The sequence below is a fragment of the Bartonella sp. AP19HLJMH genome (genome assembly GCF_042196245.1).
In the GTDB taxonomy this organism is placed as follows: Bacteria; Pseudomonadota; Alphaproteobacteria; order Rhizobiales; family Rhizobiaceae; genus Bartonella.
This window is the reverse complement of sequence record NZ_JBHIPX010000002.1, coordinates 81,735-96,229: the sequence shown is the minus strand read 5'-3', so window position 1 is coordinate 96,229 and position 14,495 is coordinate 81,735. Positions and strand designations below refer to the sequence as shown.

10 protein-coding genes are annotated in these 14,495 nt (G+C 36.3%); 9 read left to right on the top strand and 1 reads right to left on the bottom strand.

Features of this window, described 5'->3' with window-relative positions; all coding sequences use genetic code 11:
• The first annotated feature begins 51 nt into the window (after positions 1–51).
• The 9 genes from coaBC (at position 52) to tsaE (ending at position 13,487) form a co-directional block, all read left to right on the top strand.
• Entirely contained in the window at positions 52–1,473 is a 1,422-nt protein-coding gene (gene coaBC, locus ACFINR_RS01945) for a bifunctional phosphopantothenoylcysteine decarboxylase/phosphopantothenate--cysteine ligase CoaBC (RefSeq protein WP_375652384.1), read from the top strand.
• A 1,887-nt stretch (positions 1,474–3,360) separates the two neighbouring features.
• The gene (locus ACFINR_RS01940; protein ID WP_375612793.1) at positions 3,361–4,080 is read left to right on the top strand and encodes a sulfate transporter family protein; all 720 of its coding nucleotides are present in this window, start codon (positions 3,361–3,363) and stop codon (positions 4,078–4,080) included.
• Positions 4,081–4,884: 804 nt separating this feature from the next.
• Positions 4,885–5,007 (top strand): hypothetical protein, encoded by a 123-nt coding sequence (locus ACFINR_RS01935; protein WP_375612792.1) that lies wholly within the window; start codon positions 4,885–4,887, stop codon positions 5,005–5,007.
• A 59-nt stretch (positions 5,008–5,066) separates the two neighbouring features.
• The gene (accD, locus tag ACFINR_RS01930) at positions 5,067–5,987 is read left to right on the top strand and encodes an acetyl-CoA carboxylase, carboxyltransferase subunit beta (protein WP_375611366.1); all 921 of its coding nucleotides are present in this window, start codon (positions 5,067–5,069) and stop codon (positions 5,985–5,987) included.
• 4 nt (positions 5,988–5,991) lie between these two features.
• Positions 5,992–7,311 carry a bifunctional folylpolyglutamate synthase/dihydrofolate synthase gene (locus ACFINR_RS01925; protein ID WP_375652383.1) on the top strand — a complete coding sequence of 440 codons (1,320 nt, stop codon included), beginning with the start codon at positions 5,992–5,994 and terminating at the stop codon, positions 7,309–7,311.
• Positions 7,312–7,355: 44 nt separating this feature from the next.
• Positions 7,356–8,354 carry a complex I NDUFA9 subunit family protein gene (locus ACFINR_RS01920; protein ID WP_375620876.1) on the top strand — a complete coding sequence of 333 codons (999 nt, stop codon included), beginning with the start codon at positions 7,356–7,358 and terminating at the stop codon, positions 8,352–8,354.
• Positions 8,355–9,067: 713 nt separating this feature from the next.
• Entirely contained in the window at positions 9,068–10,465 is a 1,398-nt protein-coding gene (gene ahcY / locus ACFINR_RS01915; RefSeq protein ID WP_375632128.1) for an adenosylhomocysteinase, read from the top strand.
• A gap of 34 nt (positions 10,466–10,499) precedes the next feature.
• Positions 10,500–12,965, top strand: coding sequence for an ATP-binding protein (locus ACFINR_RS01910; protein ID WP_375652382.1), 2,466 nt, complete (start codon positions 10,500–10,502; stop codon positions 12,963–12,965).
• Between the two features lie 51 nt (positions 12,966–13,016).
• Positions 13,017–13,487, top strand: coding sequence for a tRNA (adenosine(37)-N6)-threonylcarbamoyltransferase complex ATPase subunit type 1 TsaE (gene tsaE / locus ACFINR_RS01905; RefSeq protein ID WP_375652381.1), 471 nt, complete (start codon positions 13,017–13,019; stop codon positions 13,485–13,487).
• 679 nt (positions 13,488–14,166) lie between these two features.
• Here tsaE and trxA read toward each other — a convergent pair.
• On the bottom strand, positions 14,167–14,490 hold the full coding sequence (gene trxA, locus ACFINR_RS01900; RefSeq protein WP_375611361.1) for a thioredoxin: 324 nt from the start codon (positions 14,488–14,490) through the stop codon (positions 14,167–14,169).
• Positions 14,491–14,495: the final 5 nt, after the last annotated feature.

The following is a 14,495-nucleotide window of genomic DNA, read 5'->3' as shown; positions in this document are numbered from 1 at the left end:
AAATATCAACAATGAAATCATTGCAATCATTTTATTTCTTGGAGGTATTTTATGGCCAGTATTACCATTCGTAACCTGTCTCCTGAAACCAAAGAAGCTTTACGCATACGCGCCGCGCAAAATGGTATTTCTATGGAAGAAGAAGTCCGACGCCTTTTAAGCAATCCCACTCCTCTCACCACACAACCCCTTCATACTAGCGCTGTTGAAATGCAATCATTGAAATCAAAATCTCTCCTTCTTATTATTGGTGGAAGTATTGCATCCTATAAAGCACTTGATTTGATTCGCCGTTTACAAGAACGTGGAGCACATTTAAAAGTTGTAATGACAAAAGCAGCGCAAAAGTTTATTACGCCTTTAGCCGCTGAAGCTTTAAGCGGTGGTACTGTATATACTGATTTATTTTCACGCGAAGAAGAACACGATATCGGACATATCCGTTTAGCACGTAATGCTGACCTTATTATTTTAGCCCCTGCTACAGCCAATCGCATTGCAAAAATAGCCAATGGCATAGGAGATGATCTGGCTGATTGCATTCTTTTAGCGGCACGCTGTCCACTCTTAATTGCACCCGCCATGAATCCGTCCATGTGGGCGCATCCTGCCACTATTCGCAATGTTGCACAACTGCGCGCAGATGGCGTTCATATCATCGGACCAGAAATCGGAAATATGGCTGAACGTGACGAGATAGGATATGGACGCATGAGCGAACCTTTAACTATTGTCGCTACCATAGAGACTATTTTGAATGTGCATGAAAAACCTCTCTCTGACCGCCATTTCATCGTTACCTCTGGCCCTACCCATGAACCAATTGATCCAGTGCGTTATATTGCTAATCGGTCTTCAGGTAAACAAGGCCATGCCATCGCAACCGCTCTTGCGCATTTGGGTGCAAAAGTAACACTTATTTGTGGACCTGTTAATCTTGCAGACCCACAAGAAGTAAAAACCATTCATGTTGAAACAGCACAACAGATGTTACAAGCCGTTCAAACCGCATTGCCTGCTGATGGTGCTATCTTTGTTGCCGCTGTTTGTGACTGGCGCAGTCAAACGCAGTCTTTACACAAAATTAAAAAGAATGCTCATAAAATACCACCATCCCTTCATATGGTTGAAAATCCTGACATTTTAGCAACGATTGGACACGCTCCAAACCGCCCCTCATTGGTCATTGGTTTTGCTGCTGAAACATGTGATATCATTGCCAATGCGCAAAAAAAATGTGTTGAAAAAGGAGCTGATTTCATTCTTGCTAATGATATTTCTCTTCAACTAGATGGTACAAGTGTCATGGGTGCTGATACAAATCAAGTTTATCTCGTAAGTAGAAAAAAAGTTGAACAATGGCCCCATATGAGTAAACAACACGTAGCGCAAAAATTAGCAAACGTGATTGTATCATTTTTTGCCCCCAAAACACCTACTCCTCATGAGGAAAATATACCCCTTTGCAAATAAGAACTCTTCAAACGCGTTGATATTAAAACACCTTATAAAATAGAACTGACAATATGTGTCTATCCATCTCAATTAGTATATAATATTTCTGGTTTATAATGATAATATCGCATTGTTCATATTAAATTAGAATCCCAGATATCATAAGATTCTCTCATTCCTCATCTCTCTCATGTTGAATCAATAAAAATCATTTTCTTGCACATTGTAAACAAGGATAACTGTATGAATACAAAACGTTTCAGAAAGAACTAAAAGCGCTTATAATGGACCGTCTCAAGAACCAAGGGCTTGTCTCGGACAACACTGAGGATGATGGTGCCAGCGTGCTCTTTTTATTAAGCGTAAAGTTAGTGATGCCCTATAAGTTTTATATTATTCACGAGAGCTTTACCCATATACCATTCACAAACGCTGTTGCGAAATGGGTGTGATGAGCGTTGGGAAATGTTTTTTTAAAAAATCCTATCTCACCCTAGCCTTCATAAAAGCAGGATCTATTGCACCACTGTCTCGCCAGCTTATAAAAAAACAAGCTATCATTCACTTTGGCTACCATCAATTTTGACAAAGCTCTTGTAATGGATAAAATTTATAAAAAGCATTTTCTTTCTTCAATGTTTTTATCCACATATTGGTCATATTTATGATATGCAAATAAATGATTTTGATTGTTTCATGATGAGAGCAGCTAATGAGAAAATATGACAACTTTATTTTGAGCTCTTATTCGCTATGAAAAATAATGTATAAATCAATAATATTATAACATCTCAATGCAATTTTAAGCATACTTCATGCTGACGCTCATAAAGAATGTAGACAAAATTCATTGTACCACTGTCTATAAGTTTATGAAACTGAAACCTTTATTATTTTCCTCAGTGATCGGTCTTTAAGATTAAATGTCTGTGTCCTCTCTCCAGAATACCAAGACCACAAAGACTAGAATTTTATCCATGATATCTTCACATTGTGATGTTTCATGAGAAGCATTTTTATTCCTTTATCGAAAGCTTTGTATCCATACATTGGTCTCGCCTATAATGTGTACGTAAATAATTTTTTGATGTTGAATAGAGTCTTTGAAATTAAAGAATATTTCTATATTTGGGATTTTATTCAAGTTGAAAATGATCAATTCTCTTCGATAAATTAGTGGTGTTATTATCTAAAAATTATTTGATACAGTGCACCACTTGTATGAAAAGTGCTTCAATGAATGCTTACTTCATTGCACTTATGGCTTTTAAAATTCAAAATCTCATCATTTTTAAGCATCCGTGGTTTCTCCCTTTCTTTGCTTCTTCTCAAAAAACTGCTCTTCTATGGGATCTGACAGTCAATCGCCTAAGCTTATTTTTTCCACTTCTATCATATTAATCATTCTGTTGCCCAAAATTAGAATATCTACGGAGCGACTACGTTACCCCTATTCCATTGAACTCAATATTTTTTTGAAAGCGAGGGGCAAGAGCATGCCGCCAAATAGTAGAAAAGTACAGAATTTTAGGAATTGTGCAAAACAATTAAGCACTTAGATAAACGAAGTTAGATAACTCTACTGAATAAATAGAAGTAAACAACTTTTCTCCCAAATAGTTCTTATTCCTTAATTTTTTACATATATCATATAAACGCAATAATCTACACTATGTACAAAAATACTAAAAATTTCTTCTACAACAGCTACTTTTTAAATTCTTCTTTGTTTTTAAAAATCAAAATTTCTATTTATTCAAACTTTATTTTTAACAAAGAAACCTTAACCGTTTTTTATAATGTTCTTGAAAAAAATCTTGTAATTCAAAGAAAGAAAAAATTACACTGTACATACTTTAAATATATTTCTTGTTTTTTTTGCTTCTTTCCTTAGTTTATTAATCTATGATTTTTACTGCTGCTTATCGTGCTTTACAACGTCTTCTGACCTCGCAATATCGTATTATGATACTGAAAGCATTGGGGGTTACTTTTTTCATTCTCACCATTTTATGGTTATGTGTGCACCAACTTTTTGTGTCTTACTTTTGGCCCTGGATTGCTCAATTTCTTCCTGGACTCCCTAGTTGGGCGGGATGGATTGGTTTTAGCATGCTTATCATCTTTAATCTTGGGTTGGCTCTTTTGTTGGCTTTTTTGATTGCACCCATCACAGCTATGATTGGTGGTTTTTTCATTGACTCTGCTGCTGAAATCATTGAAAAGGAGGATTATCCAAACGAGCCTATTGGACAAGCTTTGCCGTTTCAGCGTTCTCTTATCATTTCCTTTAAATTTGTTATTTTAAGCCTTCTTGGTAATGGAATTGCTTTTATTTTATTCTTCATACCAGGTATTAATTTAATTGCTTTTTATCTTATTAATGGTTATTTGCTCGGTCATGAATATTTCTTGTTTGCTGCTTACCGTTTTCGAACAGAGCAAAATGCGCGTGCTTTTTTACATACTCATTACACAACAGTTTTTGGCGCAGGATTATTGATAGCGATTTTTGTTTCGATTCCTATTATTAATCTAGCAACACCGCTTTTTGCCGCCGCCTTTATGACACATTTACACAAAATGCTTTCCCAAAAGACCATAGCACGCATTACACAAAAATAGTGTTCCTTGACTTTAAGGTTAATAAAACTTGCCAGCCAAAGAAAGCATAATATAAAATTTTATGCTTTATCTTTTATTAAAGCAATATATTGATTTATAATGATAACTTATCGTTTCACAACATGAGTGAAAAACCTAAATATTATGAGGGTTTCTCATTTTAATCCTATTCATATTGGATCAATTGAAATCGTTTGTTAATATCTCATAAATGGAGGTGGTGTGCGGATAAAAGTACTTTCAAAAAGGCGTGAAATATCTTTATATGAATCCTCTTAATGCAAACATTATCGTCGTATTGAAAACTGAAAAAGAATATGATGGTGCCGCTTTGTACCTTCTATTTCAGTAAAAACGGATAGCATAATGTCTTTTATACCATTCATGGAGAGTGTATACTCTTCATAAGAGAGTTTTGGAAATTATTGAAAGATATCTGTGTAAAACAAGCACGTAAATGAGTAATATAATGGTATTTTGAGCGTATTCTATTTTAATTGTAAAAAGCGTGCGCTTTAAAGAAACCTTTTGAAAAAAATCTTGCTCTGATGTTAGCGTTTCGCTAATATAGCGTTATTGTATTCATTATCTTTAATGGATTATTTTAGCCTTGTTAGCGCCTTATACTATAAGGTTTCTTTTCTTCAAAACTGTTGATACGAATGATTAATTGGATATTCATTGTTATTAAAAAATAAGGCGTTTGTTAACCATCGCAAGGAGTAAATTTTAACACCAAAGTAAAAAATACAAACATGTAAGTTCTTAGAACTTATGAGAAATTTATTATAGGGAATACTCTTCATGATGCATATGATTGTTATGATATGGGAAAAATTAAAAATTAAAAAACAAGCTATACGTACACTGATAAAAGTATTAAATAGACTCCTTTGTTCAACCGGTAAAGCAAATGTGACTGCTTAAGTTCTATATTCTTTCAAATCATGCAAAAGATGCACAATATTTAAAGGAAGGTTATAAAGATGAACTGGATTACAAATTATGTTCGTCCTAAAATTAACTCTATATTGGGGCGCCGTGAAATTCCAGAAAATCTATGGATTAAAGATCCTACCAGTGGTGAAATGGTCTTCCATAAAGATCTGGAAGCTAATCAATTTGTAGCTCCCAATTCTGGTCATCATATGCGTATCAGTGCTAAAAATCGTCTCATGCATTTTTTTGATGATGGTGTTTATACAGCTCTTGAAAATCCAAAAGTTGTAACAGATCCTTTAAAATTTCGTGACGAAAAACGCTATATTGACCGGTTAAAAGATTATCGTTCTAAACTTGGGGTTGATGACAATATTTTAAGTGCACGTGGTACGATTGAAGGCTTACCAATTATTGCAACTGTTCAAGATTTCGCCTTTATGGGTGGATCACTTGGTATGGCTTCAGGAGAAGCTATTATCAAAGCTTTTGATACTGCCATTGCTGAAAGGCGTCCGCTGGTTCTTTTTGCTGCTTCTGGTGGTGCACGCATGCAAGAAGGAACACTCTCGTTGATGCAAATGCCCCGTACAACTGTAGCGATTGAAATGTTGAAAGAAGCAAAGCTTCCCTATATTGTTGTGCTGACTAATCCAACCACCGGTGGTGTTACTGCTTCTTACGCCATGCTTGGTGATATTCACATTGCCGAGCCTGGCGCTATGATTGGTTTTGCTGGTCCACGTGTGATTCAACAAACTATACGTGAAACCCTACCAGAAGGTTTTCAAAGTAGTGAATATCTGCTTGAACATGGTATGATTGATATGGTTGTATCGCGTTTAGAAATGAAAACAACAATTGCGCGTATTTTACGCTTGATGATGAAACGCCCTGCTGTTTTTAACCCTTCCGATCCATCCCCAACAGACTCTCAAACATCGCTTTCTAGGACAAAAGCAGCTTAAGTTTATGCAACAAAGTCAAATACAAAGGGTGGTGGATGATTTACTAAGAAATTATCCGAAAAAATTTGATCTTTCTTTAGAGCGTATTGTTCACCTTTTAGAGCGTCTTGGTAACCCACATTTAAAACTTGCCCCTGTTATTCACATCGCTGGAACAAATGGCAAAGGATCTGCTTCAGCAATTTGCCGTGCTCTTTTGGAAAGTGCAGGATACCGCGTTCATGTTTATAGCTCACCTCATCTCGTCAACTGGAATGAACGCTGCCGGTTAGGTCAAAAAGGAGGTGGTCAACTTGTTACAGAAAACCAATTGGCTGAGACAATCCGTGAAATTATAAAAGTAAATCGTCAAGAGCCGATTACTATTTTTGAAATTTTTACAGCCGCTGCCTTTATGTTGTTTAGTATACATCCAGCTGATGTTGTCATTTTAGAAGTTGGATTGGGAGGACGTTTTGATGCTACCAATGTCGTTAACAAACCAGCTGTATCGCTTATTATGCCCATTGATTATGATCATGAGAGCTTTCTTGGAAATACAATTGCTCAAATCGCTTTTCAAAAAGGAGGGATTATCAAACCAAACGTTCCTGTAGTCATTGGGAAGCAAAATTATGAAGAAACTCTTGCTACTTTAATACCCCTTGCTAATAAAAATAAAGCATTTTATGTTCTCTTTGATCAAGATTATCAAAGTTATAAAGAACATGGACGTATGGTTTTTCAAAACAATCAAGGTCTCATGGATCTTCCCCTTCCTAACCTTATTGGAGACCACCAAGTTGCCAATGCTGGTGCATCTCTTGAAGCAGTTTATCAAGCGGGTTTTCAACTTTCAGAACAAACCATAAATGACGCTTTGAAAAATATTTATTGGCCCGCACGAATGCAGCATCTTACCCAAGGACTTTTGGTTGATCAACTATCTCCTGATATTGATTTATGGTTAGATGGTGGTCACAATCCTGCTGCAGGAAAAGTTATTGCGGCAGAACTTACACAATGGAGAAAAAAAACAGATCGCCCCATTATTATGATTGCTGGCATGCTTAATACCAAAGATGCTGTCGGTTATTTTCGTCCTTTAGCTAACCTTGTCGATAAAGTATATACGATACCGCTGCTTGACAATAATGCCAGTATCTCTCCAACAGACTTAGCTAAATCAGCCCAAAAAGTAGGAATCCCTGCTGCCCCAAAAGCGCACCTACAAGATGCTTTGCATAAAATTAAAATGGAATATAAAGAGGCTATTGTTCTTATTAGTGGTTCTCTTTATCTTGCGGGTGATATTTTGCGTGACAATAAAACACCACCGTGCTAGATAATTAGCTATTTTTAAAGCTTTGAAAGATAGACTTTTTAATCATGCAACTTGATTGTGCACTTTATCAACATCCTAAACTCATTACTGTTTTTGGCGGATCCGGTTTTGTAGGACGACATGTCGTTGAAACTTTGACTAAGCGGGGATATCGCGTTCGCATCGCTGTTCGTTGTCCACAAAAAGCTTATTATATGCTCCAAATAGGAGAAGTAGGACAAACCCAAATGCTTAAAACAGATATCAAGCATCGTGCCTCTGTTGCACGCGCATTGCTTGGAGCTGATGCGGCAGTGTTTTTACCCGGTAGCTTAAAACAAGCAAGTCAATCGAATTTTAAAAACACACAAATTGATGGTGTTTACAATGTTGCTGAATTAACAGCAGAAACTGGTATTCCGCTCATCTATATGTCAACACTTGTGGCTAACGAGAATGCTTCATGTCTTTATGCACGTGTTAAGTTTATGGGTGAACAAATCATTCACAACAAGCATCTTCAAGCAATTATTATCCGTCCATCCGTTATCTTTGGACCAGAGGATTGTTTCTTTAACACCTTAGCAGATTTGTCACGTTTTTTACCAATTATGCCTCTTTTTGGAGGTGGACAAAGCAAATTGCAACCCGTGTATGTTGGTGACGTTGCTGAGTTTATCGTGCGCGCTTTAGATGGACAGGTTGCTTGGGGAAAAAATTATGATCTTGGTGGTCCCCAGATTATCACCTTCCAAAATACTCTTGAAAATATACTCAAAATTATTCACCGTAAAAAAACAATCCTATCCATGCCCCTTTCTGCTGGTCTATTGATTGGAGGAATTTTGGGAACAATCGGTAAATTGCCTTTTGTACCAACACTCGTAACAGCCAATCAGATACGTTTTTTGCAAATGGATAACATTGTTTCTAAAGAAGCTATAGAGAATGGATATACTCTAGAAGGTGTGGGTATTACCCCCAGAGCAATGGCAGCATTCTTGCCAAGTTATCTCTGGCGATTTCGTCCACATGGTCAATTTTCCCAAAACCTACTCGTCTAGAATAAATTCTTCCAAAACTGAGTTAATTATTTGATTTATAATTCATAGCGCGTTGTTAGCGGTTTTAAAATCAGAGTGTTCAATAGAGTGATGTTTTTACATTTTAAATACTCTATTCAGTATCACAAAAAATGTTTAATCGTATATCTATAGTCTTTTGATAAAAATCGTTGAAAACAGGAGAAAAGCACTTCTTATAAACTGTCTTTATCCAAGAGCAGGTGCAACATTGGAATCCTAAAGAACCGATTCTGAACTGCCTATCCATAAACATGATAATCTATGGCTTTGCATTTATATTATTTTGCTAAAAAGCTTAATAATGAGATTAAAGTAATTCTTCCTTTTTCAACAACCGCATAAGTGAGTAGAATACGAGTATACTACTTTCGATATTATCCCATAAAAATCAATATAAAAACTGTAAAGCAATGCACCATTTTTATTATTTAAAAGGTATTCCCTCTGGAGACTTTTAAAAGCTTTAAAGTTACGTGAAAAGGATAGAATTTTGTTTATATAATAAAACTTATCATGAAGATCTCCTACTCCGTCAGCAACATCACTACTCAGATCCATAAATGCATATTTGTTGCACAAATTTATGGAGATTTTAAAAGAGCTTTTTCACATAAAGAAGTCCTCTTCTTGTCTTGCATTTTTTTTTAATTTCTCCTACCGTCTTGGAAAAACTTATTTTAAAGGAATGAAGAATGGCAGCTCAAGATTTTGTTGTCAAAGATATTGCACTTGCCGCTTATGGTCGTAAAGAACTTGATATTGCTGAAACAGAAATGCCTGGTTTGATGGCTTGTCGTAAGGAGTTTTCTTCCAGTCAACCTTTGCGCGGAGCGCGTATTTCTGGCTCATTGCACATGACAATTCAGACAGCTGTTTTAATTGAAACATTAAAAGCGATTGGCGCCGATATACGATGGAGCTCTAGCAATATTTTTTCTACGCAAGACCATGCAGCAGCAGCTATCGCCGCAACTGGCATTCCTGTATTTGCCATTAAAGGTGAAACATTGGAAGAATATTGGACTTATATAGATGCAATCTTCCAATGGCCAGATGGTAATCCTTCCAATCTTATTTTAGATGATGGAGCTGACGCCACAAACTATATTTTAATGGGAAGTCGTGCAGAACAAAATAAAGATATTTTATCGCATCCCAAAACAGAAGAAGAAGAAATTTTTTTCAAACAAATACAAAAGCGTATGGATGCAACGCCAGGTTTTTTTACACGACAGCGCGCGGCAATTAAAGGTGTAAGCGAAGAAACCACAACAGGTGTAAACCGTCTTTATCAGTTACAAAAAGAAGGACTTCTACCTTTTCCTGCTATTAATGTTAATGATAGCGTCACTAAATCAAAGTTTGATAATAAATATGGATGTAAAGAATCATTGGTCGATGGTATTCGACGTGGAACAGATGTGATGATCGCTGGTAAAACTGCCATTGTCTGTGGTTATGGTGATGTAGGAAAAGGTTCAGCAGCATCTCTTTCTGGTGCTGGGGCTCGTGTTAAAGTAACAGAAATTGATCCTATCTGCGCTCTTCAAGCCGCTATGGATGGCTATGAAGTTGTTAGTTTGGATGATGCTGCTTCCAGTGCTGATATTATCATCACGACAACAGGCAATAAAGATGTTGTTCGTTTAGATCATATGCGACAAGTAAAGGATATGTGTATTCTTGGAAATATTGGTCATTTTGATAACGAAATCCAAGTCGCTGCCCTTAGAAATTTGCCATGGACAAATATTAAACCACAAGTTGATATGATCACCTTTCCCGATGGAAAACGCATCATTTTGCTCTCTGAAGGGCGTTTGTTAAACCTCGGGAATGCGACTGGGCATCCTTCTTTTGTCATGTCAGCCTCGTTTACTAATCAAGTTTTAGCGCAAATTGAACTTTTTACCCGTTCAGAACACTATACAAATGAAGTCACTGTTTTGCCTAAACATCTTGATGAAAAGGTTGCACGTCTACATCTGGATCGGTTAGGAATAAAATTAAGTGTTTTATCAGAAGAACAAGCCGCTTATATTGGAGTCTCACCACAAGGACCTTATAAACCAAACCATTATCGTTACTAATACGTTTCCTTGGGTTAAAAAAGGGAAAGATGCCGTGCTCAGCTTTGGTGACTATAACCCCAAAGAAAAAGCTCAAAAAGAGATCCGAATCTATACGTATATATTTTGCCTTTTTTTCTTTTTTTCTCCAACATGCGCTTTTGCTCAGTCATTGGAAGGTTATTTACCATTTTTCTTCACTTTGCCGAATGGTCCATGGCTGCTTTTAGCGCTGTGTGGAGGAATTTCTTGTGCTTCACTTCTCTCGTGTATAGCTGTTACCGTGCGTGCAAAAAAAACTGCACAGAAGCCTTTTAAGATAATTCAGGCAAATTTTTCTGAAAAACTTAAATATTATGAATGGCTTCTGGAAGAAACCGAGCAATTCCTTCTTATTTGGGAAAATCCAACAACCTTACCCCGTGTTGTTGGTGCTCTTTCTGCATTGCAAAAAATAGGAATCGATCAGAAAGATTTTCAGCGTTTTGAGCTCTGGGTTGAAGAAAATTCTCTGCGAGAACTTGATTATGCATTGACTCAACTACGTTGTAAATGTCACCCTTTTGATCTTTCTATCACCACCACAAACAATGTACTGCTACAAGTTACAGGAGTCATCGCAGGAACAGTCGCCATTGCTCGTTTTCAAGATATCTCAAAACAACAGAGTGAAAATTCTCGTTTACAGAAAGATATCGCCCGCCTTCTTACTGAACTGAGAATGCAGCGTAATCTTCTTGATCTTATTCAAGAGCCCGTATGGATAAAAGATTGTGAAGGAAAAGTTTGTTTTATCAATCGCGCCTTTAGAGAAATGACAGACTTTCGTGAAGACAGTGATGACGTGGGGGATCTTTTCAATGAAAATACACAACGCAAAACAGATGAAACAGAAACAATTTTTCAAGAACATGTTCATACGGTTATTGGTGGAGAACGGCACCGTTTTCATCTCACACGTATTACAACAGCTGAAGGGATGGCAGCTTTTGCACGTGATGACAGCGCATATGAAAATCTTGCTCATGAATTAAGATATGTTCTTCAAAGCCATTGTGAAACACTTGACCAAATTTCAACAGCTGTAGCCATTTTTGATACAAACCAAAAATTAAAATTCTGTAATCATGCTTTCAAAATTTTATGGCCGTTGGAGAGTTCTTTTTTAGAAAGTGAACCAAGCCATACATTGTTTCTTGAACGTTTACGTGAAAAGGGGCTCATTGCTGAACACCCTGATTGGCGCGCATGGAAAGAAGAACTTTTAAAAGCCTATTGGCAAACAGAATCGAACCAACAAATTTGGAATCTTCCAGATGGACGTACGGTGCGTGTTGTCTCGAACCCTCATCCACAAGGAGGTGTCACTTGGCTTTACGAAAACCTTACAGAAAAAATTGATCTTGAGCGCCGTTATAATACACTTATTAAAATACAAGGTGAAACACTTGATAAACTTTCTGAAGGTGTGGTCGTTTTTGGTACTGATGGACGCCTTCGCTTATCGAATCCTGCCTTGTCGAAATTGTGGTCTCTTCCTTATAATTTACTGGTAGAAGGAACCCATATTACACAGTTACAAAGCCATTGTTCAGCCTTAACCTTGGGGCAAGAATGGGATCAATTTACCAAGTTCATTACCGGTTTTGCTGAAAAACGTGAAACATTTTCAGGTCGTATAGATCTTAAAAATGATATGATTATTGACTATACTCTGGTCCCTCTTCCTAATGGACAAACGATGCTTACTTTTGTGAATGTTACGGACACTGTCCATGTTGCGCGTGCTCTTCAAGAAAAAAATGAAGCATTAGAAAGTGCTGATCGTTTGCGTAATGAATTTGTCCAACATGTTTCTTATGAATTACGCACACCTCTCACCAATATTATTGGATTTTCCGATATTTTACGTGATCAAATTTTCGGCTCTATCAATGAACGTCAACAAGAATATCTTGAACACATTCATTCAGAATCAGGAACTCTTTTAAATATTGTTAACGATATTCTTGATCTTGCTACCCTTGATGCAGGCATTATGGAGTTGGACATAAAATCGGTTAACATTGCCGATGCTATGATACAAGCAGTAGCACGTGTAGAAGATCGCCTTAATGGACGGCATATTACGCTTTTACAACAAATTTCTCCTTCCTTAAATTCTATTTCTGCTGATGAAAAGCGCTTGCATCAAATTTTTGTGAATGTACTGAGTAATGCTATTAATTTTGCAACGGAGGCGAGTACTATTGAATTTTGCGTCGATGAACAAGATGATAACATTGTCTTTAGCGTTCACAATCAGGGCTCTGATATCCCAGAGGACGTCCTTGATCGTATTTTTAAACGTTTTTCTTCCCATTCACACCATGGTGGGCGTGCGGGAGCGGGTCTTGGCCTTTCCCTTGTAAAAAGTTTCGTTGAACTACACGGTGGACATGTTGAAATTCTTACCGGTTCTGGAAAAGGAACAACAGTTAAATGTTTTTTCCCACTCTCCAAAGGAGATACGATTTTTTAATTTTAACCTTTATGATAACAAAAATTTTTCATCCATTTCATGGAACTTTTAATGAATTTTAGTTTTTTTCTTGAAAATGAAGAGGCAACAAAGCTTTTTGCACAAAATTTAGCTCTTTCTTTAAAGCCAGGAGATCTTGTAACGCTGCAAGGAGATCTTGGAACTGGAAAATCAACCATTGCACGTACAATCATTCAAACACTTGCGAACGATAACACTATGGATGTTCCAAGCCCTACTTTTACTCTTGTGCAAAGCTATCAACTTCCAAAGTTTGAAATTATTCATGCTGATCTTTATCGCCTTTCTATGGCAGAAGAAATTGATGAATTAGGGCTTCATGAAACTCGTGAGAAAAATATTTTACTTGTTGAATGGCCAGAAAGAAATACAGCTCTTTTAGAACTCGCCACTTTTGCACTCACCTTACACTATAAAGAACATGGGCGTCATATAACAGTTAGATCAGCGCAACATTCCATTGAATGTTTGCAACAGTCTTTTACAATTCGTACATTTTAAAAAAACATGAACATCATCATTTTTTAATTTGATAATACCTCAGTACTACCTATGAAATCTGAGATGATGGACAACATAAAGAAGGCTTCATGGAGGCACCAACCATGGAAGATGAAACGAAATGCTGACTCTTTTATATAACAATGACATAAATTGCAAAGAACAGCCGTTAATTTATAGAAATTCATCAATTTATTTTAGAGAATCTGATACCTACAATTTTGATTTTAGAGAATAGTATAAGAGAATTTTAAATTGAAGTGATAACCCTTTAGAAGAGCATTATATAACCTGTAGTGAATTGCTTGTCTCTTTCTGCTTAAAAATTGTGAGCTTCAGAAAAGTAATTTGCAAAGTTTTTGCTTAAAATCTCCCTTTATGTGTTGAAAACACTATCTATCTCAATAGTCTTATCTAAGAAGAAATACCTTTAATGAAATTATCATTCACCCAATATTTTTAACGCGCCTATAAGGAAAGAATTGCCTATATTCTTCATACAAAGCAATTTTTTATAAAAATGGTCAATTGAATCATGCATAAAAGCACGAATTCTTAAATTCATTTACAATTTTGATTTTTATTGTCTTTTCATTATAATATAATGCAAAAAAGAATATTTTAAAAAAGTCAAAAGGAGAGACAAAACTTCTCTCCTTTATAGTGATTATATGTGGAATTAACTAAGCCCATCTTTTATCCATTCAGAAAGACGTCCTTTAGAGGTAGCGCCAACCATATTCGATGAAATATTTCCATTTTTAAACATTAGTAATGTAGGGATAGAACGTACTCCGTATTGGGTAGCCAGTTCCGGATTTTCATCAATATTTACCTTAGCAATTTTAACTTGATTTTGCATTTCTATTGAAATTTCATCCAAAATTGGAGCAATCACTTTGCAAGGGCCACACCATTCTGCCCAAAAATCAACCACAACAGGGGTGGAAGAGGTTAGAACTTCACTTTCGAAATTGTCCTTATCAACTTTTATACACGTCATTGATT

Coding starts and splice junctions, on each gene's coding strand:
- coaBC (WP_375652384.1), top strand. CDS start 52: ATGGCCAGTATTACCATTCGTAACCTGTCTCCTGAAACCAAAGAAGCT.
- ACFINR_RS01940 (WP_375612793.1), top strand. CDS start 3,361: ATGATTTTTACTGCTGCTTATCGTGCTTTACAACGTCTTCTGACCTCG.
- ACFINR_RS01935 (WP_375612792.1), top strand. CDS start 4,885: ATGATGCATATGATTGTTATGATATGGGAAAAATTAAAAATTAAAAAA.
- accD (WP_375611366.1), top strand. CDS start 5,067: ATGAACTGGATTACAAATTATGTTCGTCCTAAAATTAACTCTATATTG.
- ACFINR_RS01925 (WP_375652383.1), top strand. CDS start 5,992: ATGCAACAAAGTCAAATACAAAGGGTGGTGGATGATTTACTAAGAAAT.
- ACFINR_RS01920 (WP_375620876.1), top strand. CDS start 7,356: ATGCAACTTGATTGTGCACTTTATCAACATCCTAAACTCATTACTGTT.
- ahcY (WP_375632128.1), top strand. CDS start 9,068: ATGGCAGCTCAAGATTTTGTTGTCAAAGATATTGCACTTGCCGCTTAT.
- tsaE (WP_375652381.1), top strand. CDS start 13,017: ATGAATTTTAGTTTTTTTCTTGAAAATGAAGAGGCAACAAAGCTTTTT.
- trxA (WP_375611361.1), bottom strand. CDS start 14,490: ATGACGTGTATAAAAGTTGATAAGGACAATTTCGAAAGTGAAGTTCTA.